A 23,059-nucleotide genomic window follows, 5' to 3' on the forward strand; every position below is an offset into this window, starting at 1 on the left:
GCTGGTTGTCTCAGTATAGAGACAACCAGCCCTTTATAAGAGTGATTGTATAAAACCAGTTAGATGATTAGATCTGCTTACGAGTAACGAGTGAGTCGCGGATTTCCTTCAGCAGAGCTACCTGAGGATTTTCTTCCTCAACCTCTTCTTCAACAGCCAGTTTAGCCGCGCGACGCTCATTCACCTTATTGACGGGCAGAACGATACAGAAGTAGAGAGCAGCGGCAACCATGAGGAAGTTAACAACTGCGGTGAGCAGAACACCAATTTTAATGTCGCCAAAAGCAAGCCAGTTATCGAAGTTAGGTTCGTTGAAAACCATTGCAATAGCGGGCATCAGAACGTTCTCAACGAGAGCGTTCACAACGGTAGTAAAAGCGCCGCCGACAATGAGACCAACCGCGAGATCGATAACGTTGCCGCGGGTAATAAATTCTTTAAATCCTTGAAGCATGAGATAAAGAATAAGCCGAATACAGTTGCAAACGAAAATAATTCTCGCCCTTTTGTGGGTGATATTGCATACGCTTGGGTACCATGCGTTCTGAACTGTACATATCGCAGCGCCGCCCCTGGGCAAACGGTACGTTGCTTGACCAACCCCTAGTTTTTACGCAAAAGAACCTTGCGCGCTGAATGATCACTTGACTTGGTGATAATGAGCTTCGCCCTGCCTCTGGTGGGCAGAACGTTCTCTATGAGGTTGGGTTCATTAATAGTTTTCCAGATGTGGGTGGCGCGCTCGCGTGCCTGCTCCTCCGTCAAATCGGCATAAACCTTGAAATATGAATCTGGGTTTTGAAAAGCTGATTGCTGAAGCGAGAGAAAACGGTTAACGTACCATCGCTCAAGATCGGTGGTACGCGCGTCCACATAAATAGAAAAATCAAAAAAGTCACTAATAGATAGTGCCGGTTTGCCAGGTTCGCTCTTGGGCGGAGCCAGGACATTGAGCCCTTCAATAATGAGCACGTCAGGGGAGGTTACTTGTATTTTTTCGTCAGGAATAATGTCGTAATAAAGGTGAGAATATTTGGGCGCTTCTACTAACGGAGCTCCCGACTTTACCTCAGAAACAAACCTCAATAAGGAGCGTCGATCATATGATTCAGGGAAACCTTTGCGGTGCATGATACCGCGGCGTTGCAATTCTGCGTTGGGGTAAAGAAAACCGTCAGTGGTAATCAGTTGCACATTGGGTGTAGAGGGCCACCGACGCAGAAGCGCCTGCAAAATACGGGCAGTCGTTGATTTTCCCACTGCCACAGAACCTGCCACCCCAATGATAAAAGGGACGCGGCGTTGAGAAACACCCAAAAAATCGTTGGTCATGTGGTTCACGGAGCTTGCGGCGTTGACGTACAAATTTAGTAGACGTGACAGCGGAAGATAGACCTCTTGAACCTCTTCAACGTTGAGAATTTCACCGAACCCTCGAAGATTGAGAATTTCCTCCTCAGCCAGTGGCACCGAAATTTCGCGAGCCAACCGTGACCAAGTGGCGCGGTCTAGTTCGGTGAAAGGGGAGTGCTTAGCGAAAACTGAAGAGGACGTCATTAGAACTATTCTAGAGAGTTAGCGGGGCTCACGCATTTTTGCGAGGATAACGTCAAACAGCACCTACTTTGGTATGCAAAGGCACAGACCCAAAACAGCCTTTTATGTGTTGCGTGGGGTAAACTTGAGCTTATGTGTGGAATCGTAGGATATGTAGCTCTGGGTACTACCCCGGACAATAAGAAATTTGACCATACCGCTTATGACGTACTTCTTGAGGGTCTTCGCCGTCAGGAATATCGCGGTTACGACTCAGCCGGTGTAGCTGTTATTGGCGATAACGGTATTGAGTTCCGTAAAAAAGCAGGCAAGTTAGTTAACCTCGCTGAGTCTGTAGCAGAAACCCCCCTGTCTGAGTCATCAATCGGTATCGGGCACACACGCTGGGCAACTCACGGTGGTCCCACCGACGCCAACGCGCACCCTCATGTTGTTGATAACGGCAAACTGGCTGTAGTACACAACGGCATCATCGAGAACTTTGCTGAATTACGCGCAGAACTGCTCGAACAGGGCGTTGAGTTCCTTTCAGAGACTGATACTGAAGTTGCGGCTAACCTGATCGCTAGCATCTACAATTCACTGGAGTCGAAAGACCTCACCGAGGCTATCCGCCTGGCTTCGAACCGCCTTGAAGGTGCTTTCACTATCTTGGCTATTCACCAGGATCACCCCAACCGCGTAGTAGCAACTCGTCGCAACTCACCGCTAGTGATTGGTGTGGGCGAGAACGAGTACTTCCTAGGCTCAGACGTTTCAGGGTTTATCGACTACACCAAGAATGCAGTCGAGATGGGTCAGGACCAGATCGTGACCATCACAGGTGAAGGCTACGATATCATCGATTTTGAGGGCAATCCCACCGACGGCAAGCCTTTCCACATCGAGTGGGACGCAACCGCAGCTGAAAAGGGCGGCTTCGACTCCTTCATGGAGAAGGAAATCCACGAGCAGCCTGCTGCTGTGCGCGACACCCTGATGGGTCGCATGGACGAAAACGGCAACCTTACTCTGGACGAGTTAAAGATTGACGATGCCATCCTGCGCTCAATCGACAAGATTATTGTTGTAGCGTGTGGTACCGCAGCTTACGCGGGTCAGGTTGCCCGCTACGCCATTGAGCACTGGTGCCGCATCCCCACCGAGGTGGAGCTCGCTCATGAGTTCCGGTACCGTGATCCCATCGTGAACGAGAAGACCCTGGTTGTATCACTCTCACAGTCCGGTGAAACCATGGATACCCTCATGGCTGTGCGTCACGCACAGGAACAGGGGGCTAAGGTTGTCTCCATTTGCAACACCAACGGTTCAACCCTGCCCCGTGAATCTGACGCTGTCATTTACACTCACGCAGGTCCTGAGATTGCAGTTGCTTCTACTAAGGCATTCCTTTCACAGATTACTGCTGCATATCTGCTCGGTCTTTACCTTGCCCAGCTGCGCGGCAACATGTTCAAGGACGAGTTGAAGAAAATTCTCTCAGACCTACAGGAGATGCCCGAGAAAATTCAGCAGCTAATCGATAACGAACAGCAGGTCAAAGACCTCGGTGTCTCTATGAAGGACGCCGGTTCGGTGCTCTTCTTGGGTCGTCACGTTGGCTACCCCGTGGCTCTCGAAGGCGCTCTGAAGCTCAAAGAAATCGCTTACATCCACGCTGAGGGATTCGCAGCTGGCGAGCTCAAGCACGGACCGATTGCTCTGATTGAAGAGGGGCAGCCCGTATTCATTGTGGTGCCCTCGCCGAACGGTCGCGACTCCCTACATTCCAAGGTTGTTTCAAACATCCAAGAAGTACGCGCTCGCGGCGCTGTAACCATTGTGATTGCCGAAGAGGGTGATGAAGCGGTTAAGGCTTACTCAGATCACCTGATCGCTATTCCTGCTTCGCCCACTCTGTTGCAGCCCCTGCTGGCGACTGTACCTTTGCAGATTTTTGCTTGCGCACTTGCTGCGGCAAAGGGCTACGACGTCGATCAGCCTCGTAATCTGGCAAAGTCAGTTACCGTCGAATAAGACAGCGGTATAACCGGTTTTTAACCACAGTATGGCACCGTCTCACCTGTACCGGGTGGGGCGGTGTTTTTATGTCAGGAGAGGTTCGCCGTAGAATTTTGAACTGGAAGACTTTAAAAGAAATACTCGGGTGAAGATGATTATTGCTACCGGCATTGATGTGGTCAATATTGACCGCTTCGCGCAGATTATAGAAAAAAATCCTGCTATGGTGGAGCGACTGTTTGTGCCCCATGAACGCGAAAAGACGGTGCGCTCCCTTGCTGCCCGTTTTGCCGCCAAAGAAGCTGTTGCCAAAGCGCTTAAAGCACCTGCTGGTATGGTGTGGCAGCACTGCTGGGTTGAAAATACAGCTGATGGAGCGCCTCATATTATGGTGGAGGGTACCGTTGCCCAAGCAGCTGCGTCCTTAGGTATTAACCGCTGGCACCTCACCATGACCCATGATGATCCTGTTGCTATCGCATCGGTAGTTGCGGAACACCTGAGCCAGGAAGAGCTGGCACTACTGGCAGCCCTTGACGCAGCTCCCTTGGGGCTGGTGATCTAAAGACCATGACGGAATTTCGCGCTGAGCCAATACGCTCGTTTGATGATCTACTGCCCATTCCCACTGCTACCGATCATAAGTATACCCGAGGCGTCTGCGGGTTGGTAACCGGTAGCGACCAGTACCCTGGGGTTGCTCTTCTGAGTACTGCGGGGGCACTCAACACCGGCGTGGGAATGGTGCGATTTGCAGCGACGGGAGCCGTGAGTACTCTGGTAACTCTGCAACATCCTGAAGTCGTGTGCTTCACTGCTGACGTCACAGAGGCACACGTACAAAGCTGGGTGATTGGCTCTGGCGCCACCGGTGAGTACCGGGCACAGCAAATACAGGCAGTTCTTGCACTCGATACTCCGATGGTGGTGGACGCCGCAGCCCTCACTCCTGCCGCCCAGCGGGTTGCAGATGGCGGTATTTTGGGTGCTCACACCATTTTGACGCCCCACTCAGGAGAACTAGCAGACTTTCTCACCTGGATACAGGCGCTGGCACCTCACCTCTTGCTAGGGGAGAGCGCCCCACCTACCCGAGAAAACATCGAAGAGAATCCACAGCACTGGGCGGAGCTCGCTGCCCGTCTTTCTGGCGCGACGGTGCTGCTTAAAGGTGCTCGCAACGTCATTTCTAGCCCAGAGGGACATACCATAACCCACGAAAGCGCCGCCCACTATCTTGCCAGTGCCGGAAGCGGAGATGTATTGGCCGGAATCCTCGGTGGTGTACTGGCGCAGGCAGTAGCCAACTATCCCGAAAAACTCAAGAAAGATGATAGCCTCTACGCTCACTTGGCTGCCCTCGCCTGCTCCATTCATACCCGCGCCGCTTTGAGCCTGCATCAGGGGTACGGACCGACCCGCGCGTCCGCCGTTGCTCATGCCGTAACCGCGGTCATCGCTGAAATACACCGGGAACGGGGCAACCGCCTCTAAGAGCCAGTAATGCCTAAAAATCTAATCAAATAGTATAAAAACTACGATGGTGAGTACATATTGTGTGTACTCACCATCGTAGCTTTATATTGCCATCCAACACGTGGTTTTAATAAGCACCGTCTTTAGCAAAGACTGCTCTGAAGGTACGGAAGAGAATAATGAAGTCACCGATGACCGACCAGTTCTCGACATAGTAAAGATCCAGACGAATCGATTCTTCCCACGAAAGGTCGGAACGACCCGATACCTGCCACAGACCTGTAATGCCGGGCTTGACGAGCAGACGGCGGTAAGCGTCTTCTTCATACTGCTCTACCTCGCTCAGCAGAGGAGGACGGGGCCCTACCAGCGACATATCACCAATGAATACGTTCCACAGCTGGGGTAGTTCATCAATGGAGTATTTGCGGATAAAACGTCCGATGGGGGTGATGCGGGGGTCATTTGCCATCTTGAAGAGGACGCCGTTGCCCTCGTTCTGTGCCATGAGATCCTTCTTCAGCTCCTCAGCGTTGGTCACCATGGAACGGAACTTAACCATATGGAAGCTACCGCCTCGGTAACCCACACGCTCTTGGAAGAAGAAGATGGGACCGCCGTCTTTTTTGACCAGAAGGGCAATAACCAGAAGGAGAGGCGAAAGCAGAATTAGACCAAAACCCGATGCCAAAATATCGATGGTTCGCTTGAGGAAACCGGGGAACCCCTCCATACGGGGGGTAGAGACGTGAATGAGCGGAACACCATTTAGCGGCTGAGTATTGATGCGCGGACCGGCAATGTCCGTCATTGCCGGTGCCAGAATCAAAGAAATATGCCAGGCGGCGAGTTCCCATCCCAAACGACGCAGTTCCTGCGGGGTCAAACCATGACCGGAGCCAAGAGCAACAGCGTGAATGTTCGCCTCACGGGCAGCGGCAATAATATCTGATGCCTCGTGGGAGTACCCCAAAATCGGCAGGTCGTGATCCTTCTCGATATCAGCTCCCGGTGCGCTACCGGAGAAGTAGAAAGCGGCCGGACTCAGACCTGACTGCTGAGCGCCCTTCAACGTCGTGTAGAGGTGTTCACCGCTGGAGGCGTCGGAGATAATCATGACGCGGGTAAGCGCGCGTCCGCGCAGACGGAACGATACTAGCCAGCGCCGCAGTGACCAGCGGGCACCTAACAGCAACAGCAGACCCAGCGGGTAAGCAATGATGATGTAGGAACGCGCAAAGTCAATTTGCGTTAGATACGAGAAGATTGCAATGAGGCAGAAAAAGTAGGTGGTTGCCTTGGTAACCAGACGGTATTCGTCGTTGCCCTGGCCCAGGTGGCGTACGTTGCGTGAACCCGAAATCTGCAGGGCGACGAACCAGAACAGACCAATAACCGGACCAACCACAAAATAGTTCCAGCTGATATCAACACGACCGAGAACCAAAGCGTCCTTGAGTCCGAAACTCGCCAGGTGAGCAAAAATAAGGGTCGCAATGATAGCAATCGCATCGATGGTGTAGAGAACCGCTAAAATTTTTGGGTGCCAAGATTTTCTGATGCGAGTACCTGACCAGCGTTCTTCTAAATCAACACCGTTGAGCATGTGGGTTACCCCCGTTTAAACGTCTAAGTGAGTATCAATATTTCCCCAAGTGATACCCGTTATGCAAAGTCTATAGGTAAAAAGAGATTTTGTGACAATTCCTGACGGTTATCTCCATCTCTTATTTGCTTTACCTATCAAAGAAAATACCGCCTGTAATCTGGGCTTTCCCTAGAATTTAAGAGTCTAGAACAGACCTGCCTGGGTGAGAATAAACGATGTTACCGGTGAGTAAAGATGAGGGGTGACATTATCGTCCATGGGCACCGCCACTAAAATATCTCCCTGCTCAGCTGAGATAAACAAACCGGGATCGTTGCAGTCTGCGATACCGAGAGTGTTGATACCGCGAGATGCCGCATAACCTGCCATACCGTGGTCAGCGACAATGAGATCTGGCATCTCATCGCGTTGAGCAAGCTGGTCTAATGCTAGCTGCATGGGACCGGGGAAGTGCGTGTGCTGCAGGTTGCCGTATTGCTCAAACATTACGACCCCCAAAATTTGGCGGATATCTCCATCCAAGAAGAGGTCGCCTTCTTGAATCTCAAGGACGCGCGCACCTGCTGCCTGCGCGGCACGGGCTAGCTCAAAGTAGATGGGGAAGAGACCTGCGGGATGACCGGTGGCGAAAAGAATTTTTTTGCGCGCTTTCACAGCTTCACCGAAAATGCGGCTGTACTCTTTGAGCGCCTCGATGCATTTTTCAGCGCTGATAGTATCTTGACCCTCGGTGTGGTTGCGGTCAGCGCTAGTACCTACACGCTGCGCCATGAGCTCAAAAACCGCATTGAAATCCCATTCGCGTTTGAGCTTTACCCCAAACTCAAGGTGCTCATTGCCGTTGACGAAACCGTGCATATGGGCGATATTGACTTCACGGGAGGTCGCTACTTCGCCAGTGATGCGCGATGCGTTGAGGTAGTCAGCAAATTCTTGCTCTGTCATAGTGAAGGGGGCTGGGGATTTCATACAGAATCCTTAGTCGTTAAGGGGGCGTGAAGTGAGAAGGTCATTGTACAGTTTTACCGTTTTATCAGCTGCTGCTGACCAACTCATGCTGACGCTACGATTGGCGCCGGCACGTCCGAGTCTTTGACGCTTCTTGGGGTCTTGAACCAGCTGTTCAATAGCTTGTGCCCAGGCTGCTGGGCTGCGATCGGCAACTAATACCCCGGTTTCTTCATCTTTGACGGCGTCTGTAAGACCGTCAACGTCGGTGGCGATAACGGGGGTGCCCGTTGCCTGCGCTTCGAGGGCTACCAAACCAAAGGTTTCAGAGGACGAGGGGCAAAGCACGATGTCAGCTTGACGCATGGTCTGTGCTAAGTCGCTGGCGACCATTGCGGGCAGAACGGTTACCTGATTTTCGATACCGAGTTGATGGGCACGGTCAATGAGTTGTTGTTCATAGTTACTGTGTGATTTGCCCACCATAGTGAGGGTAACGGCTAGAGACTCAGGTAAAAGGGCGAGCGCCTCAATAATGATGTGCGGACCTTTGAGGGGTTGGGGTCTGCCTGCAAAAAGCAGCTGCGCCTGCGTGGGCGAGTGGTTGGTCTTAGGCTCGGGGTAGAAAATATCGGTATCGACTCCCGGACGGATAACGTGCAACTTCTGGTGGGCAGCCCCGTAGTGCTCAACCATCTGCTGGGCTTCTAGGGGGGTATTGACGACTAGGGCCGAGCAATCGTTGATAATACGTTGTTCACCGTTGAAGCGTTCTTGAGATTCTAGGGGTTCGCCTGCACCTGCGTGGGCATTTTTAACGGCGGCGGTGGTGTGCATGGTGTGTATCCACGGAACATCTGGGGCGTACTGACGTACCGCCATACCTGAAAGCCAATAGTGGGAGTGAACTACGTCAGCGGGAGCTAAAGCACGTGCCTTAATTTCAGCCGCGAAAGCTGCGATGTACGCGGGCAACTCTTCTTTGCGGGCGCCCCTCGCCTGATCAAGTGAGAGAACGTGGACGGTGCATCGTGGACCGTCGTCAATTCGGCGGTAACCGGGGGAGTCTTTGGCGGTGTCAAGCGTAAAGACTTCAAGAGTTAGTTCGCTGTAGCGGGCGAGCACCGCTTTCATAGAGCTCGCTATATAAACATTCATACCCCCGGCGTCACCGTCACCGGGCTGTGACAGTGGGGAGGTGTGCATCGATATCAGATGCAGGTTTCTTGAAATCACCCTCCCTACTTTACCAACAGCTGCTGAGGAGCTGTCTTTCGTGAAAAAAGAGGACGTGAAGGTGAGAGAATATAGCCGATACATTGAAAGGAGAAAGTCGTGGCAACCAGTACACCGGAATTTCTGCCCGAGGTTATTGCTGCTTTAAGGCAGGGCCCTGAACGGTGGGTGAACATCAACCTTGATGCACTGACCCACAATGTAAAGCGCCTTCGCGAACTCATCGGGAGAAACCGCACTCTGATTGCTGTGGTGAAAGCGGATGCCTACGGTCACGGGGCAGTGCCGGTGGGGCGGGCTGCCTTGGCAGCAGGTGCCGATATCTTAGGAGTCGTGCATATCGCTGAGGCTTGTGCTCTTCGAAACGCAGGTATAGAGGCACCCCTTATGGCGTGGTTGCACACTCCCGCTACCGACTTTGGAGAGGCACTACGCCAGAACATCATTTTGGGCGCATCGGGCTGGGACCTGGACGCTATTGCCTACACCGCGTCACGAACAGGTCTTCGCGCTCGCGTCCATCTGAAGGTGGACACAGGGCTGGGGCGCAACGGCGCAACCCTGGAACAGTGGCCAGAACTGGTGCAACGAGCTGCTGCCTTTGAACGAGCCGGTTATATCAGCGTCGAAGGTATTTTTACCCACCTTGCCGTGGCAGACGAGCCTGCGCGTCCTGAAACGGATGCGCAGCTTGCAGCTTTTGAACAACTAGTGCAGCAAGCGAAGGACGCAGGGCTAACCCCCGAGCTTATTCACGCGGCAAACACTCCGGGCACATTGACGGCGCACGATAAGGTTGAGTCAGCGCAGATGCTAGGTAATGCTGTGCGGGTGGGATTGGGGCTGTACGGGCTTTCCCCACTGGCTGATAAAACATCAAAAGATCTAGGGTTGCGCCCGGTGATGACTTTTGAAACCCGCGTGAGCACTGTGAAAGAGGTGCCTGCCGGTCAGGGGGTTTCCTACGGACTGCGCTACATGACTGAGAAGGCAACGACGCTTGCGCTGATTCCTGTAGGGTATGCCGATGGGGTGCCTCGCATCGCTACCGGAGCGCCGGTACGTATCTACCCTGGTGGCGGTGCCCTCGCACGTACCTACCCGGTGGTCGGGCGCATCGCTATGGACCAGATAGTGGTAGACCTGGGACAACCCGGTCTGACCGACCCTAAACACGGCTACTTGGGCGCACGCACTGTACTCTTTGGCGAGGGCGATAACCCGCCCGTGGAGCAGTGGGCACAGGCAGCATCCACCATTAACTACGAAATCATTACCCGCATTTCGCCCCGTGTCGCCAGGTACTACACCACAGATTCTTCAGCTAAAACACCCGAGAGCAAGAGAAAGAGCAACTCATGACCGCAGTCCTTAATCTTGACATTACAGATCCGCAACACACCGCCCGCGTCGCCCACGCTTTGGCTGATCTATTGGTCGCTGGCGACCTACTGATTCTCACCGGTGAATTGGGCGCTGGCAAAACCACCTTCACCCGCAGCCTAGGCGAAGGTCTGGGCGTGCGCGAAGGAGTTATCTCACCCACCTTTGTTCTCTCCCGCGTCCACCCCAACCTGCCCGACGGCAAACGTCCCGGCGGCCCTGACCTCGTGCACGTAGACGCCTACCGTCTCACCAGCCCCGACGAAATCGACGATCTTGACCTAGAATACTCCCAAGATACTTCTGTCACCGTCGTTGAATGGGGGCAGGGCAAAGTCGAGCACCTCAGCGATAGCTACCTCAATCTCGAACTCACCCGACCCACCGGGGATCTCACCGATGTGAGTTCACCGGATGCTTTTGCCGACCTCGACGAGGAAGAACCAGCAGAAGCCCGCCAACTGAGAATCAGCGCCACCGGTACCCGGTGGGAAGGCGTCACATGGGACGTACTGGTACAGGCAGTAAAAGCCACCGTTCACTAGCAACTAGCCCGGGCACCGCTAGCACCGCTACTATGGGGGAGTGCTCCTTTTAGCAATTGATTCTTCAGCAACAGCCTCTGTGACCCTTGCCCGCCTTGAACCTTGCGCAGGCGCGTCCGCGACTATTCTCGCCCACCGCGAGACAGCTGACACGCGCTCGCACGCCGAAGTCATGGCGCAGTTTGTGCGTGAAGTACTGAATGAAGCCGGGATCACCGGTTCAGAACTTGATGCCGTGCTGACCGGTACCGGTCCCGGTCCGTTTACCGGTCTGAGAGTTGGCATCGTCACCGCCAGAACCCTTGGGTTCACTTGGAACGTACCGGTGTACGGTCTCATGAGTCTTTACTCCATAGCCGAAAACACCTGGGAACATGCCGCCGCCCAATCCGCCCACACGTTCATGGTCGCTGCGGACGCGCGTCGTCGGGAAATCTACAGCGCGATTTTTGCTCTCGGCGACGGGTCATATGAACTGGTGGAGGGGCCTTCCGTGGGATCTGCCGCGGAGGCTCCGGCGCTACCAGCCTACGGATTTGGTGCGGGGCTTTACTCCGAGCAACTTCAGACCGTCGAAGGGTACGAACGGTTGCACGCCAACTCCCGCGATCTTGTTCATGCTGCAGCCCGTTTGGGTATCAAAAATCTTTCTACCGATACCGCCGCACTGTATCTGCGCGAATCGGATGCTAAAGTGCCTGCTGCCCGCAAGAAAGCAACCCGCGCATGAGTGTCGCTGAGCTTCCTCAGCCGCTGGGACCTGTGAGCTTTCGCCGAATGACGCTCCACGATCTTGAGCAGGTTCACACCTTAGAAAGGTACCTGTTTCCCGCAGACGCCTGGCCCATTGATATGTTCCTGGCAGAAATCCAGCACGAAACCCGTAGCTATCTTGTTGTCGAAGATACCGCTGTGCGCCCTACCAGCATCATCGGGTACGCCGGTGTGATGAGCGTAGCCGATACCGCCGATGTGCAAACCATCGCTGTTGCCCCGCAACACGAAGGCAAGGGGATAGGTAGAGCCTTGCTCGACTACCTCCACCGTGAAGCTGCTGCCAGAGGGGCACAAACAATCTTGCTTGAGGTGCGCGCTGACAATCCTCGCGCCCAAGACCTCTACACACGTAACGGTTACAGCCATATCCACACCCGCCCCCGCTACTACAACGACGGGGTAGACGCGCTCATCATGCAAGCGTCCCTGACCGACCCCACTAACTCCAAGGAGACCCCACGGTGACTCAGCCACTGATCCTCGGCATTGAATCCTCCTGCGATGAAACAGGCATCGGAATCGTGCGTGGACGCACCTTGCTCACTAATACCGTCTCGTCCTCTATGGAAGAGCACGTACGCTTTGGCGGGGTAATCCCTGAGATCGCATCCCGCGCCCATCTGGATGCGATGATTCCAGCTTTGCAAAAGGCGTTGGACGAAGCTGATGTTACCCTCGAAGATATGGACGCCATCGCTGTAACCGCCGGTCCGGGGCTGGCAGGTGCGCTCATGGTGGGAGTATCTGCAGCTAAAGCGCTGGCGGTGGCAACTGGTAAACCCCTCTACGGCATTAACCACCTGGTGGCACACGTTGGCGTAGGGCTACTGGAGGACTGCGGAATTGAAGGGTTCTCCGCTGATTTTATGGATCAGCTACCGGCTGAAGGGCTCGGCGCGCTGCTGGTATCTGGTGGGCATACCGAGATTCTTGCGGTTCGCGATATTACCGCTGACGTTGAATTGCTGGGCGCAACCCTTGATGACGCTGCCGGTGAAGCCTACGATAAGGTGGCGCGTCTGCTGGGGCTCAACTATCCCGGTGGTCCAGCCATTGACTGGGCTGCGCGTGAGGGCGATTCAAAAGCCTTTGCTTTTCCGCGCGGACTCACTGCCCGCAAGTATATGGGCACGGCCGAAGAACCAGGGCCACACCGCTATGACTTTTCCTTCTCCGGTCTAAAAACCGCTGTTGCCCGCGTCGTTGAAGGCTTTGAGGCTCGCGGTGAAGAAGTGCCTGTTGCCGATATTGCCGCGTCCTTCCAAGAAGCCGTGGTTGATGTGATTACTCGCAAAGCCATGCTGGCATGTACTGAGAAAGGCATTAAAACCCTTCTTCTCGGTGGAGGTGTAGCAGCTAACAGCCGCTTGCGTGAACTCACCGCCGCCCGATGCTCCGAGCACGGTATTCAACTGGTAATTCCCAAATTATCGCTGTGTACCGATAACGGTGCGATGGTTGCAGCACTTGGCGCTCGCTTGGTGGGTGAGGGGCGGGCGCCGTCCGGTGTGAACTTCACCGCTGATTCGTCGTTACCGGTCACGACCGTGCAACTGTAGAGGGGGATAATCCCACAGCAGAAAAGTACCGCCTTCGTACAATAGTTGAACGGAGGCGGTACTTTTTGATGCAGTGTTTTTTGATGATGTTAATGTGGTCGCTAACTAGGAACGTCCCAGTGCGATGAGATCATCTACTACTGCTCGTAGATCTCCCTGATTCTTCTCAGCTACACGACGCTGACGCTGGTAGCCGGGGCCTTGATCGATGATGCGTTCAATATCAGCAAGCTCCGTTGAGCACCCGAGATCAGCAGCGATGGGTTCGAGGACGTTCAGGATTTCGCGGAGGTGATCGGTGACCAGAGGTTCTGAACAATCATTGTCGGTGATGATGATAGCGTCGGTGCCGTAGCGGGCAGCACGCCATTTGTTTTCTTGCATGTGCCACGGATGCAGGGGCTCGATGCAGCGCCCCGCTTCAACTTCCCGCGAGAAATGCTCTGCTAGGCACTGGGTAAAAGCGGTAATCGCGGCGACATCGTTGGTGGAGGCAAGCCCATCGCATACGCGCATTTCAACGGTTCCGAAGTGGGCTACCGGGCGTAGATCCCAACGGTTTTCACTGGGGTCGTCGATGACGCCGGTTTTAATGAGGTCATCAATATAAGCCTCGTAGTCCTCCCAACGCTCAAAAGTGAAAGGTAAGCCTGCGGTGGGTAGCTGCTGGAACATCTGCGATCGGTGCGATGCGAACCCTGTGTCTGTGCCCTCCCAATAGGGTGAGGATGCGGAGAGCGCCAGAAGATGCGGGTAGTAGTTGCTCAGCCCGTTGAGAACGGGCAGAACTTTCGAGCGGGAATCCACCCCTACATGTACGTGTACGCCGTAGATGATCATCTGCCGCCCCCAGTACTGGGTGCGTTCGATAATTTTTTGGTAGCGGTCTTTATTGGCTACAGGCTGTTCGCTCCACTGCGAGAAAGGATGGGTACCCGCAGAGAAATAGGCTAGATCCAGTGGCTCTAAGACTTTCTCGAGGTCATCGGCGGCAGCACGTAGTTGGTCTTTTGTTTCTTCGGCAGTCCGGCAGACTCCGGTGACCAGCTCTACGGTATTATCCAAAAACTCACCGGTGATGTGCGCCCCGCTGTCTGTGCTGAGTAGGTGCGGCGCGTCCTGCTCAAGAGCGGTAAAAACCTCTTGGGCGCGAGAAGCCAACTCGCGGGTCTCACGATCAACCAGGGCAAGTTCCCACTCAACACCGATGGTTGATTGGGCTGAATCAGAGAAGGGGATCATATACATTCACCTTTGACGTTGGGTTCTCTGGTTTCATCGTAGTTTACTGGTGCTGGTGAACGAAAAAAATCGTGGCATTGAGGGTCTGCTATTTTGCTTTGTGTGACGGTGCGGCAGTAAATGGTAGCGGCTCAACGTAGAGGGCAAAGCGCTGTGAGTTGTTGCCGGTGCCGATGCGGGTGGCTATCAGGGTTGCGGCTTTTACTGCACCTTTCTTTTTCTTGACCCCGGCGAGAAGTTTGCTGCGCAGGGTTTCTGGCACAATATCGACCCCTCGTTTTTTGATGGTGAGGGTGGTGATGCCTTCTTCCTTGACCCATTTTTTGAGGTGTTTTTCGTGCAGGGGCAGTGTTCTTCGCACCCGGTAGCCGGTAACTAGAGGGGATTCCACCTCGTGATGTGTGGTCAGGTAGGCAATATTCGGGTCGATGAGGTGCGCGCCGAGTGCTTTAGCTAGTGGAGCCACCAGACCGGCGCGAATAACCGCCGCATCTGGTTCGTAGATAAAATCGCCCACCGGTGCAAGTGGTACCTCGTCGGCAGGTGCTTCATCGTGGTGGGCAATAATTTCACCCAGGACGCGCGGGGTTACCGGATTATCGGAGAGCGCCGTTGCCGCGCGACCTACCTCGGGGCGTGCAAGAGCGTTGAACCAAAGAATGACTTCGACCAGTGAACCTGCGTGCGTCACCCACTGAGCCTCGCACTCTGCGGGAATCTGATCGTGTGGAATACCCGGTCCCATCTTGACGCCCATGGGTATACCGCGGGCAGCTAGTTGCCGAACAAAGGAGAGTGGGGGAGAAAAGGCTTCTGCATCCCAGACTCGTTTAGAAGTGGTTCCACCCTCTACCTCGCGTCGTGCCGGGTCTAACCACAGCCCCTGAACAGCGCGTCCTTGGGTATCAGTCAGTGATTCAACATTGAGGGCTGTGATATCAGCCTGTATCACCTGGGCTGTGGGGTAGCCGCTGAGGTTGTGGGCGGTAATTTTTGCGGTTTCGGCATCAAGCTCAACAGCTGTCACCGCCAAGCCCTCACGCGCGAAAGCAAGAGAATCAGCACCTATGCCGCAGCCCAAATCGGCAACCGATTCAATACCGGCTTCAGCAAAACGACGTGCGTGAGCAGCGGCAACGGCGGCTCTGGTTGCCTGCTCTAAACCGGCGTCAGTGAGGAGTAAGTGATGGGCTAAATCACCAAACTTTGCCTGAGCTTTAGTGCGTAGCTTTGCCTGAGAGAGCAGGAAAGCTGATGTTTCGGCGTCTATCCCAGCTTTTCGTAGAGAGGTTACTGCGTGCAACGTCTGATCGGCATTGTAGGGCACCAAAGAAGCTATGAGGTCTTGGTGCTCACCTGATAGTTCGATGGCATCGGCAGATATGATGGGTAAATGATGGGGTAAAGCGCTCACACCAATAATCGTACGGTACAGGGTAGCGAATACAGTTATGCCCACAGCCATAAAGAACTGCTCCCGTCTTGACCCTGGTGCGTGGACGGTTCTAAAGTTTAGTTAGCACTTGACTGCCTACAGTGCTAATGATGGGCTGTTTCTGGCACCGCGACGACAGGCATGGTCTATCGAGCATACAGATGTGGGCAGTGCCCAAACTGTTCGTACATTTTCACCAAGGAGTAATCCCATGGCAAGCATTAAGCCTTTGGAAGACCGCATTGTTGTTCAGATCAAAGAAGCTGAGCAGACCACTGCCTCAGGTCTGGTGATCCCCGACACCGCAAAAGAGAAGCCGCAGGAAGCAACCGTTATCGCTGTTGGCCCCGGTCGCGTTGACGATAAGGGCAACCGTATTCCCGTTGACGTTGCAGAAGGCGACGTTGTCATCTTCTCAAAGTACGGTGGCACCGAAGTTAAGTACGGCGCTGAAGAGTACCTGATTCTCTCAGCACGTGACGTACTGGCTGTAGTTACCAAGTAAAGCCTTTGACCTATTTCCTTCGTGAAGGAGGCATAAGAATTCATGGCAAAGCAGCTGGAATTCAATGATGACGCCCGCAAGCATCTGCAGGCAGGCGTCGATAAGCTCGCCAATGCTGTCAAGGTAACCCTCGGCCCCCGCGGTCGTAACGTGGTTCTTGATAAGCAGTGGGGCGCTCCCATTATTACCAATGACGGTGTTTCTATCGCCCGCGAAATTGAGTTGGAGAACCCTTACGAGAATCTGGGTGCTCAGCTGGCTAAAGAGGTAGCAACCCGCACCAACGATGTCGCCGGTGATGGCACCACCACCGCAACTGTGCTGGCACAGGCGCTGGTGACTGAGGGGCTGCGTAACGTGACCTCAGGTGCCGCACCCGGTGAAATCAAGCGCGGCATTGAAACTGCTGTGAAGGCTGTATCTGCGCGTCTGCTCGAGAACGCTCGTGCGGTAGAGGGCGACGAAGTTGCCCACGTAGCGGCGATTTCTGCCCAATCACCCGAAATCGGTGAGTTGCTGGCAGAGGCCTTCTCAAAGGTTGGTCAGGACGGTGTTATCACCATCGAAGACGGCTCAACCACTGAGATCGCTCTTGAGGTCACCGAGGGTATGCAGTTCGATAAGGGCTACCTGTCACCCTCATTCGTCACTGACCCTGAGCGTGCAGAAGCTGTGCTTGAAGATAGCGCTGTTTTGATTTACCAGGGCAAAATCTCAACCGTTGCAGAGATGATGCCCGTTCTTGAGAAGGTCGTTCAGGCTAAGAAGCCTTTGACCATCATCGCTGAAGATGTTGAGGGCGAAGCTCTGTCAACCTTGGTGGTTAACAAGCTGCGCGGCAACATCAACGTGGTTGCTCTCAAAGCCCCCGGCTTTGGTGACCGCCGCAAGGCAATCATGCAGGATCTGGCGATTCTCACCGGTGCTACCGTCATTACCGGCGAACTCGGTATCTCCCTGGACGCAGTGACTATGGAACAGCTGGGCTCAGCGCGCCGTATCACTGTCACCAAGAACAACACCACCATCGTTGAAGGCGGCGGATCCTCTGAAGACGTTGCCGAGCGCGTAGACCAGCTCCGTGCTGAAATAGAACGCGTAGATTCTGAGTGGGACCGGGAGAAGCTCAAAGAGCGTCTGGCAAAGCTCGCCGGTGGCGTCGGCGTCATTAAGGTGGGCGCTGCAACCGAGGTCGAAGCTAAGGAACGAAAGCACCGCATCGAAGACGCAGTGTCATCCACCCGTGCAGCTCTTGAAGAGGGCATCGTAGCAGGTGGCGGTACCGCGCTGGTTCACGCCCTCCAAGCACTGGACGGTCTTGAGCTTTCCTCCAAGGACGCACAGACCGGCGTGGACATCGTACGTCGAGCCCTCGTGCAGCCTCTGCGCTGGATCGCTGAAAACGCAGGTCATGACGGCTACGTTGTCACCTCGAAGGTCGCTGAGATGCCACTGGGGTCAGGCTTCAACGCCAAGACCGGCGAATACGGCGACCTCATCGCAGCCGGTGTGATTGACCCCGTGAAAGTCACCCGCTCAGCTCTTGAGAACGCATCCTCTATCGCCGCGCTGGTTCTCACCACCGAAACACTGGTCGTTGAGAAACCCGCTGAAACAGAAGAGAACACTTCAAAGTAGGCTTCTACTGTTTCACCAGCGATAAGAATCCCGCCCCTTGTGTTTAGTCACAAAGGGCGGGTTTTCTATTGTCGTAGCCCACGCACTCCAGATACAGGGAGTAACCTAACACCTGTTGCTTTTTGTTCACCCACAGTTCGCGATACTCAGGTAGATGACATCACCGACCACACCTAAACCCACTGAAACAGTTTTTCGCCCCGAAATTCAAGGTCTCAGGGCGCTCGCACTGACTCTGGTTGCCGCCTACCATTTTTGGTTTGGCAAGGTTTCTGGGGGTGTGGATGTTTTCCTGCTGATTTCGGCTTTTTTGATGACGGGTTCTTTTGCTCGTAAGTTGGAGCGCGGTGAGCCTGTTTTTGTGTCTGCTATCTTGTCTTACTGGGTGCGTACCTTTACTCGTATTGTGCCGTTGGCGGCAGTGACTGTGATGCTGGTGCTGGCAGGAACCTGGATATTCTTGCCGCAGCCCCGTTGGAACGGCATTATGGATGAAGCAGTTGCTACTATTTTCTACCGCAATAACTGGTGGAATATTCAGAACCTAACGGACTATTACGCAGCTGACTCTTCTGAAGCCTCGCCGTTGCGTCATTTCTGGTCGCTATCGATGCAGGGGCAAATTTTTATTCTCTGGCCCCTGGCGTTCGCAGGATGCTGGGTGCTGGTGCGCTATCTGCGGTTGCCGGTGCGTCCTTTACTTCTCACAGTTTTCGGTATTATCTTTGCTGTTTCTCTGGCTTATTCCGTTGGACTCACCGGTTCAGATCAGCAAGCTGCTTATTTCACAACTTACGCGCGCTTGTGGGAGTTTGCTCTAGGTTCGCTTGTTGCGGTTGCCCTTCCTTTCATTTCGGCACCGCGATGGTTACGTCTGGTGATGGGCTGGGTTGGGGTTGTAGCCATCATCAGTTGCGCGCTGGTGCTTGATGTTGAGGGCAGGTTTCCCGGATTTTATGCCCTGTGGCCCACTCTTGCCGCAGCCTTCGTGATGGTTGGTGGCAACACCCACAGCGTCTTTGGCGCTGATCGTTTTCTCTCTCACCCCGCCCTTTTGTGGTTGGCTCACTATTCGTACGGGCTTTACCTGGTGCATTGGCCTCTGCTGGTGTTCTACCTCTACACCGCTAACTTAGAAAAAGCTGGTTTTCGGGCGGGCATTGCTCTCTTTGCGGTATCGCTGGGCGTCTCGTACCTGCTCACACGGCTTATTGAAACCCCTATACGGGAGTGGAGGTGGCTGAACGCTACTGCTTACCGCGGGGTGGCTTTTGTTGCTTTGGTAAGTTGCGTTGTCACCGGTGTTGTGGGCGCTTGGTCGCAGCACAACCATCGAGTAAGCGAGCAGCTACTGGCGCGAGCTGAGTTAGATAACCCGGGCGCTCAAATTTTTGACGTTACATACACCTACCGGGGAGCAGAAAACCCCGGTAACCTGCCCCTCTCCGTTCAGCGTTTTGACGACCGTCCGCTGATTGATACTCGCTGCGATATTGCCGTGAGCGAAAGCTATGGGCTTGATTCCAATAACTGCCACCAGATATACACCCCCGAGGAAGAAGCTACCCAAACTGTGATTGCCGTGGGTAATTCCCACATGGAGCAGTGGATAGATAACCTGCACGCTCTTGCCCAGCAATACCACTGGAACCTGCGTTTTTTGCAGTACAACGACTGCTACATGTTTGAACCCTCGGCTAATACCGGCGACCCTGGCTGCAACGAGTGGATTGGGCCAGCCAAGGCTTTTATTGATGGTGAGGCACCGGATGCGGTGGTGACAGTGGGCACTGTGTCAGTGCGCGAGAACGCGGGGGAGTACCTGCCGAGCGAGCTTGAGGGGTACATTCAGCATGTGCAGGCTCAGGGTATTGAGCTGGTTGCTTTGCGCGATAATCCTAGGTTCTGGGTACCTCACGCAGATTGCGAAACTCGAACAGATAGCTTGTGTGAGTATGATTCTGAGCTTGCTGCCAGCGAGAACCCTCTGCAACCGTTAGCTGAACAGTACGATAATTTCTCTACTGTTGATATGACAGATGTTATTTGCCCCGAGCAGAAATGCCCATCCACCGTGGGCAACGTGTACACCTACAGAGACGATTCGCATCTGACCAAGACTTTTACCGACTCGGCACACAGCATCTTTTCTACTAGATTGCTTGCCGCGCTGGGCATGGGGGCTTCTCACCTCTAGCGTCGTCGGTGGCAGATAGTTCAACACACCCGCTGAAGCTCAAGACAGTGCAGCTAAGGTCATGCCCCGGTATGATGAGACTAAGACTGTAATCGTGCCGGTTTTCCTGCGCGTGCCCCTTTGAAAGGTACAAGGTTCAATGACCACCCCCACAGCTCTCGCTGACGATCCCTTCGGTTTTACCGGTCTCACCTATGACGATGTTCTGTTGCTTCCTGGCAACACCGACGTGATTCCTTCTGACGCTGATACCACCACTAAGCTGTCAAAGCGCATTACCCTGAATTCTCCGATTATTTCGGCGGCGATGGACACCGTGACTGACTCAGAAATGGCGATTGCTATCGCGCGTTTGGGCGGCATGGGTGTTATCCACCGCAACCTTTCTATTGAAGATCAGGCGATGCACGTTGACCGCGTTAAGCGCAGCGAATCGGGCATGATTACCAACCCCGTGACTATCGGCCCCGATGCCACTATTGAGGAGTTTGATCAGCTGTGTGGTCACTTCCGTATCTCGGGTCTGCCTGTTGTTGATGACAAGGGCGTGCTCGTGGGTATCATTACCAACCGCGATATTCGCTACTTGACCGAAACTGATTACGAAACCACCCTCGTCCGTGACATTATGACGCGCGAAGGTCTGATTACCGGTCGTGAGGGCATGCCCAAAGAAGACGCTTTCAAGCTCTTGGCAGATAACAAGATTGAGAAACTGCCCCTGATTGATGATGAGGGTAAGCTGACCGGTCTGATTACCGTCAAAGATTTCATCAAAACTGAGCAGTACCCCCGTGCCACTAAGGACGATGAGGGGCGTCTACGTGCCGGTGCAGCGATCGGCTTCTTCGGTGATGGCTATGAGCGCGCGATGACCTTGATTGACGCTGGTGTAGATGCCTTGTTTGTGGATACCGCTAACGGCCATTCCCAGGGCGTGCTCGATATGATTGCTCACCTTAAGAAAGATCCAGCTGCTGCGCACGTTGATGTGATTGGTGGTCAGGCAGCTACCCGTGCCAGTGCCCAGGCGATTATCGACGCTGGCGCAGATGCGGTGAAGGTTGGCGTAGGTCCTGGCTCAATTTGCACCACCCGTATCATCGCAGGTGTGGGGGTGCCTCAGATTACTGCTATCAATGAGTCCGCGAAGGCAGCTATTCCCGCGGGCGTTCCCTTGATTGCGGACGGCGGTATGCAGCACTCGGGCGAAATCGGCAAGGCTTTGGTAGCCGGTGCTGATGTTGTCATGCTCGGTTCCTTGTTGGCTGGCACCGCAGAGTCACCCGGCGATTTGATTTTTGTTGATGGTAAGCAGTTTAAGGCTTATCGTGGAATGGGTTCTTTGGGTGCGATGCAGACCCGCGGTCGCAACAAATCCTTCTCGAAGGATCGCTATTTTCAAGCTGACGTTTCAAGCGAAGAAAAGCTGATTCCTGAGGGTATCGAAGGTCAGGTGCCCTATCGCGGTCCGCTGTCAGCAGTGTTGCACCAGCTAGAGGGTGGTCTGCGTCAGACCATGTTCTACGTGGGGTCACGCAATATTGAAGAACTTAAGTACAAGGGTAAGTTCGTTCGTATTACCCCTGCGGGTCTGAAAGAATCACACCCGCACGATATCATGATGACCGTCGAAGCTCCCAACTACCGCCGTTAAGGCAGTAGCCCTCACTTTGTGCGCCCGCCCGCTGCTCGTATAGGCGTGGCGGTGAGCGGGGCAGTATTGAGGTCAGAAAGGAAAACCGCGTGAGCGATATTCAAATTGGCATGTCAAAACGTGCCCGCCGCACTTACTCACTGGACGATATTGCTCTGGTGCCTAGCCGTCGTACCCGTGATGCGTCAGATGTCGATACCTCTTGGCAGATTGATGCTTTCAAATTCGACACCCCGATTTTGGGTGCTCCTATGGACTCGGTGATGTCACCGGCAACCGCTATAGCTCTGGGTGAGCTTGGCGGTTTGGGAGTGTTGAACCTGGAGGGTCTGTGGACTCGCTACGAAGACCCCCAGCCTCTGCTGGATGAGATTACAGCTATCTCCTCTGAAGATTCCACGGTGGCGACCTCTCGGATGCAGCAGATTTACGATGAGCCCATAAAGCCTGAGCTTATTAGCGCTCGTTTAGAAGAGATGCGTGATGCTGGCGTGATTGTTGCCGGTTCGCTGACCCCGCAGAACATTCAGGAACACTACGAGACCGTGCTCAAAGCCGGCGTCGATATCTTTGTTATTCGTGGCACTACCGTTTCTGCTCAGCACGTGTCGAAGAACCGCGAACCGCTAGATCTCAAGAAGTTCATTTACGAGCTCGATGTGCCGGTGATCGTTGGTGGCGTTGCGGGCTACACTCCGGCGATGCACCTGATGCGTACTGGCGCTGCGGGCGTCCTGGTTGGTTTTGGCGGCGGTTCTGCTATAACTACCCGCCGCGGCCTGGGCATTCACGCGGCGATGGCAACTGCTATTTCTGATGTTGCTGCTGCGCGTTCAGACTACTTGGATGAATCAGGCGGACGCTATGTTCATGTGATTGCTGATGGCGGTTTGGGTCGCTCAGGCGATATGGTCAAGGCTTTGGCTCTTGGCGCTGACGCTGTGATGATTGGTGCTCCCCTGGCGCGTGCTGAAGAGGCACCGGGCAAGGGCTTGTACTGGGGCAATGAGGCACACAGCCCCGAGTACCCTCGCGGCATCCGTACTCCTTTGGGCACTGTTGGTCCCCTACAAGAAGTTCTCTACGGTCCTTCTCACCACGTCGATGGTACTTCGAACATCGTGGGCGGGCTTAAGCGTGCTATGGCAACCTGCGGCTACACTGACCTGAAATCATTCCAGCGTTCAGAGGTTACGCTGACCCCGTACACCGCTTAGGGAACCTGGCTGTAAATACCCCGTTTGAAGAAAATTCCCCGCTTACTATAGTTGAGCTCTCAACAGTAGGCGGGGAT

20 protein-coding genes are annotated in these 23,059 nt (G+C 54.2%); 13 read left to right on the plus strand and 7 right to left on the minus strand.

The window, feature by feature from the left end; translation table 11 throughout:
* Window positions 1–67 precede the first annotated feature (67 nt).
* Both mscL and coaA read right to left on the minus strand, forming a co-directional pair.
* Window positions 68–454 carry a large conductance mechanosensitive channel protein MscL gene (mscL, locus tag JR346_RS03070; RefSeq protein ID WP_204877156.1) on the minus strand — a complete coding sequence of 129 codons (387 nt, stop codon included), beginning with the start codon at window positions 452–454 and terminating at the stop codon, window positions 68–70.
* A gap of 149 nt (window positions 455–603) precedes the next feature.
* Window positions 604–1,557, minus strand: coding sequence for a type I pantothenate kinase (coaA, locus tag JR346_RS03075; protein ID WP_205483117.1), 954 nt, complete (start codon window positions 1,555–1,557; stop codon window positions 604–606).
* 132 nt (window positions 1,558–1,689) lie between these two features.
* On the opposite strand from coaA, the gene glmS reads away from it, so the two are divergent.
* From glmS to JR346_RS03090, 3 genes are all read left to right on the plus strand, one after another.
* Window positions 1,690–3,573, plus strand: coding sequence for a glutamine--fructose-6-phosphate transaminase (isomerizing) (glmS, locus tag JR346_RS03080; protein WP_205483118.1), 1,884 nt, complete (start codon window positions 1,690–1,692; stop codon window positions 3,571–3,573).
* A 136-nt stretch (window positions 3,574–3,709) separates the two neighbouring features.
* The gene (locus JR346_RS03085; RefSeq protein ID WP_204877226.1) at window positions 3,710–4,123 is read left to right on the plus strand and encodes a holo-ACP synthase; all 414 of its coding nucleotides are present in this window, start codon (window positions 3,710–3,712) and stop codon (window positions 4,121–4,123) included.
* 5 nt (window positions 4,124–4,128) lie between these two features.
* Window positions 4,129–5,052 carry an ADP/ATP-dependent (S)-NAD(P)H-hydrate dehydratase gene (locus JR346_RS03090; RefSeq protein ID WP_204877153.1) on the plus strand — a complete coding sequence of 308 codons (924 nt, stop codon included), beginning with the start codon at window positions 4,129–4,131 and terminating at the stop codon, window positions 5,050–5,052.
* 109 nt (window positions 5,053–5,161) lie between these two features.
* On the opposite strand, the gene JR346_RS03095 is transcribed toward JR346_RS03090, so the two are convergent.
* The 3 genes from JR346_RS03095 to JR346_RS03105 all read right to left on the minus strand — a co-directional run bounded on the left by JR346_RS03095 (window position 5,162) and on the right by JR346_RS03105 (window position 8,827).
* A complete protein-coding gene (locus JR346_RS03095) occupies window positions 5,162–6,640 on the minus strand; it encodes a sugar transferase (RefSeq protein WP_204877152.1) in 1,479 nt (492 codons plus the stop codon).
* A gap of 186 nt (window positions 6,641–6,826) precedes the next feature.
* On the minus strand, window positions 6,827–7,612 hold the full coding sequence (locus JR346_RS03100) for a phosphatase (protein WP_240333999.1): 786 nt from the start codon (window positions 7,610–7,612) through the stop codon (window positions 6,827–6,829).
* Between the two features lie 9 nt (window positions 7,613–7,621).
* The gene (locus JR346_RS03105) at window positions 7,622–8,827 is read right to left on the minus strand and encodes a glycosyltransferase (RefSeq protein WP_240334001.1); all 1,206 of its coding nucleotides are present in this window, start codon (window positions 8,825–8,827) and stop codon (window positions 7,622–7,624) included.
* Window positions 8,828–8,926: 99 nt separating this feature from the next.
* On the opposite strand from JR346_RS03105, the gene alr reads away from it, so the two are divergent.
* From alr to tsaD, 5 genes are read left to right on the plus strand one after another with little or no spacing between them, the layout of a single operon-like run.
* A complete protein-coding gene (gene alr / locus JR346_RS03110) occupies window positions 8,927–10,189 on the plus strand; it encodes an alanine racemase (RefSeq protein WP_205483122.1) in 1,263 nt (420 codons plus the stop codon).
* Window positions 10,186–10,755, plus strand: coding sequence for a tRNA (adenosine(37)-N6)-threonylcarbamoyltransferase complex ATPase subunit type 1 TsaE (tsaE, locus tag JR346_RS03115; protein WP_205483129.1), 570 nt, complete (start codon window positions 10,186–10,188; stop codon window positions 10,753–10,755). The genes alr and tsaE overlap by 4 nt, the downstream gene beginning before the upstream one ends.
* 40 nt (window positions 10,756–10,795) lie before the next feature.
* Entirely contained in the window at window positions 10,796–11,485 is a 690-nt protein-coding gene (gene tsaB, locus JR346_RS03120; RefSeq protein WP_205483135.1) for a tRNA (adenosine(37)-N6)-threonylcarbamoyltransferase complex dimerization subunit type 1 TsaB, read from the plus strand.
* Window positions 11,482–11,997 (plus strand): ribosomal protein S18-alanine N-acetyltransferase, encoded by a 516-nt coding sequence (gene rimI / locus JR346_RS03125; protein ID WP_205483137.1) that lies wholly within the window; start codon window positions 11,482–11,484, stop codon window positions 11,995–11,997. Before tsaB ends, rimI begins: the two co-directional genes overlap by 4 nt.
* Entirely contained in the window at window positions 11,994–13,091 is a 1,098-nt protein-coding gene (tsaD, locus tag JR346_RS03130) for a tRNA (adenosine(37)-N6)-threonylcarbamoyltransferase complex transferase subunit TsaD (protein WP_205483143.1), read from the plus strand. Before rimI ends, tsaD begins: the two co-directional genes overlap by 4 nt.
* A 105-nt stretch (window positions 13,092–13,196) precedes the next feature.
* On the opposite strand, the gene JR346_RS03135 is transcribed toward tsaD, so the two are convergent.
* Both JR346_RS03135 and JR346_RS03140 read right to left on the minus strand, forming a co-directional pair.
* Window positions 13,197–14,333, minus strand: coding sequence for a glutamate--cysteine ligase (locus tag JR346_RS03135; RefSeq protein WP_205483145.1), 1,137 nt, complete (start codon window positions 14,331–14,333; stop codon window positions 13,197–13,199).
* An 88-nt stretch (window positions 14,334–14,421) separates the two neighbouring features.
* A complete protein-coding gene (locus JR346_RS03140; protein WP_205483147.1) occupies window positions 14,422–15,798 on the minus strand; it encodes a class I SAM-dependent methyltransferase in 1,377 nt (458 codons plus the stop codon).
* A 181-nt stretch (window positions 15,799–15,979) separates the two neighbouring features.
* Here JR346_RS03140 and groES point away from each other — a divergent pair, with 181 nt between their 5' ends.
* The 5 genes from groES to JR346_RS03165 all read left to right on the plus strand — a co-directional run bounded on the left by groES (window position 15,980) and on the right by JR346_RS03165 (window position 22,982).
* Entirely contained in the window at window positions 15,980–16,273 is a 294-nt protein-coding gene (gene groES, locus JR346_RS03145) for a co-chaperone GroES (protein WP_204877143.1), read from the plus strand.
* A gap of 42 nt (window positions 16,274–16,315) precedes the next feature.
* Window positions 16,316–17,911, plus strand: coding sequence for a chaperonin GroEL (groL, locus tag JR346_RS03150; protein WP_205483149.1), 1,596 nt, complete (start codon window positions 16,316–16,318; stop codon window positions 17,909–17,911).
* A 154-nt stretch (window positions 17,912–18,065) separates the two neighbouring features.
* The gene (locus JR346_RS03155; RefSeq protein ID WP_205483151.1) at window positions 18,066–20,108 is read left to right on the plus strand and encodes an acyltransferase family protein; all 2,043 of its coding nucleotides are present in this window, start codon (window positions 18,066–18,068) and stop codon (window positions 20,106–20,108) included.
* Between the two features lie 139 nt (window positions 20,109–20,247).
* Window positions 20,248–21,765, plus strand: coding sequence for an IMP dehydrogenase (guaB, locus tag JR346_RS03160; protein ID WP_204877140.1), 1,518 nt, complete (start codon window positions 20,248–20,250; stop codon window positions 21,763–21,765).
* 89 nt (window positions 21,766–21,854) lie between these two features.
* Entirely contained in the window at window positions 21,855–22,982 is a 1,128-nt protein-coding gene (locus JR346_RS03165; RefSeq protein WP_204877139.1) for a GuaB3 family IMP dehydrogenase-related protein, read from the plus strand.
* Window positions 22,983–23,059: the final 77 nt, after the last annotated feature.

The sequence above is a fragment of the Rothia sp. ZJ932 genome, from assembly GCF_016924835.1.
Taxonomy (GTDB): domain Bacteria; phylum Actinomycetota; class Actinomycetes; order Actinomycetales; family Micrococcaceae; genus Rothia.

Coding starts and splice junctions, on each gene's coding strand:
- mscL (WP_204877156.1), bottom strand. CDS start 454: ATGCTTCAAGGATTTAAAGAATTTATTACCCGCGGCAACGTTATCGAT.
- coaA (WP_205483117.1), bottom strand. CDS start 1,557: ATGACGTCCTCTTCAGTTTTCGCTAAGCACTCCCCTTTCACCGAACTA.
- glmS (WP_205483118.1), top strand. CDS start 1,690: ATGTGTGGAATCGTAGGATATGTAGCTCTGGGTACTACCCCGGACAAT.
- JR346_RS03085 (WP_204877226.1), top strand. CDS start 3,710: ATGATTATTGCTACCGGCATTGATGTGGTCAATATTGACCGCTTCGCG.
- JR346_RS03090 (WP_204877153.1), top strand. CDS start 4,129: ATGACGGAATTTCGCGCTGAGCCAATACGCTCGTTTGATGATCTACTG.
- JR346_RS03095 (WP_204877152.1), bottom strand. CDS start 6,640: ATGCTCAACGGTGTTGATTTAGAAGAACGCTGGTCAGGTACTCGCATC.
- JR346_RS03100 (WP_240333999.1), bottom strand. CDS start 7,612: ATGAAATCCCCAGCCCCCTTCACTATGACAGAGCAAGAATTTGCTGAC.
- tsaE (WP_205483129.1), top strand. CDS start 10,186: ATGACCGCAGTCCTTAATCTTGACATTACAGATCCGCAACACACCGCC.
- rimI (WP_205483137.1), top strand. CDS start 11,482: ATGAGTGTCGCTGAGCTTCCTCAGCCGCTGGGACCTGTGAGCTTTCGC.
- JR346_RS03135 (WP_205483145.1), bottom strand. CDS start 14,333: ATGATCCCCTTCTCTGATTCAGCCCAATCAACCATCGGTGTTGAGTGG.
- JR346_RS03140 (WP_205483147.1), bottom strand. CDS start 15,798: ATGGCTGTGGGCATAACTGTATTCGCTACCCTGTACCGTACGATTATT.
- groES (WP_204877143.1), top strand. CDS start 15,980: ATGGCAAGCATTAAGCCTTTGGAAGACCGCATTGTTGTTCAGATCAAA.
- groL (WP_205483149.1), top strand. CDS start 16,316: ATGGCAAAGCAGCTGGAATTCAATGATGACGCCCGCAAGCATCTGCAG.
- JR346_RS03155 (WP_205483151.1), top strand. CDS start 18,066: ATGACATCACCGACCACACCTAAACCCACTGAAACAGTTTTTCGCCCC.
- guaB (WP_204877140.1), top strand. CDS start 20,248: ATGACCACCCCCACAGCTCTCGCTGACGATCCCTTCGGTTTTACCGGT.